The sequence below is a fragment of the Mycobacterium angelicum genome (assembly GCF_002086155.1).
In the GTDB taxonomy this organism is placed as follows: domain Bacteria; phylum Actinomycetota; class Actinomycetes; order Mycobacteriales; family Mycobacteriaceae; genus Mycobacterium; species Mycobacterium angelicum.
The window spans coordinates 1-944 of sequence record NZ_MVHE01000219.1 but is presented as its reverse complement, the minus strand read 5'-3'; the positions used below and the strand labels follow the sequence as shown (position 1 = coordinate 944).

Below are 944 nucleotides of genomic sequence, written 5' to 3'. Positions count from 1 at the left end.
GTTGCCGCCTGCGCCACCGCCCCCGCCTGCCCCTCCATCGCCACCGGCCTGGCCCGCAGCACCGGGAGTGCTGCCGTTGGCGCCGGTGACACCGAAACCGCCGGCCGCGCCGTTGCCGCCCTTGCCGCCGTGGCCGCCGGCACCGCCGTTGCCGGCGTCGGTTCCGCCGTGACCGCCGTTGCCGCCGGCCCCGCCCGCACCGCCGCTACCGCCGACACCCCCGGACTGGCCTGGGGCAACCGGCGAAACCCCTACGGCGCCGGCCGCTCCGTTGCCGCCGTTGCCGCCATTGCCGCCGTCCGCGGCGCTGAGCCCGGACAGTCCGCTGGCGCCGGGGGTGGACCCGGTGCCGCCGGCCCCGCCGATACCGCCAAAGCCGGCATTGCCGCCGTTGCCGCCGCGGCCGCCGGCGCCGCCGTTGTCGCCGGCTTTGCCAGCCAGTGCCCCGGGGGCGCCGTTACCGCCGTCGCCCGGGGCGCCGCCGGCGCCGCCGTCGCCGCCGTCGCCGCCGGTGCCGCGCAAACCGTTATGGCCCGAAGCCGCCAACGCGATGCCCCCGGACCCGCCGTTGCCGCCGGCGCCGCCGGCGCCACCGGTTCCGCCGTCTCCGCCGGCCTGGCCGTCGGCGCCCGGGGTGAGGCCATTGCCGCCACTCGTGCCGTTTCCGCCAATGCCGCCGCGGCCACCGTTGCCGCCGGCCCCGCCAGACCCGCCATTGCCCGCATCGGTGCCCCCGTGTCCACCGCTGCCACCGGCGCCGCCGACACCGCCGCTACCGCCCACACCACCCGATTGACCAGGACCCACGGGTGTGGCACCTATCCCGCCGGCGGCCCCGTTGCCGCCGTTTCCACCGTTGCCGCCGTCGGCGGTGCTGGCGCCGGACAGCCCCGCCGCGCCGGGGGTTGCGCCGGCGCCGCCGGCCCCGCCCGCGCCGCCTGCCC

Annotated in this window: 1 protein-coding gene; it reads right to left on the bottom strand. The window is 80.2% G+C overall.

The genetic code is table 11. The features are described from left to right. Positions 1-944: hypothetical protein (locus BST12_RS32600; protein WP_211281408.1), on the bottom strand; the 944-nt coding region annotated here is incomplete at both ends.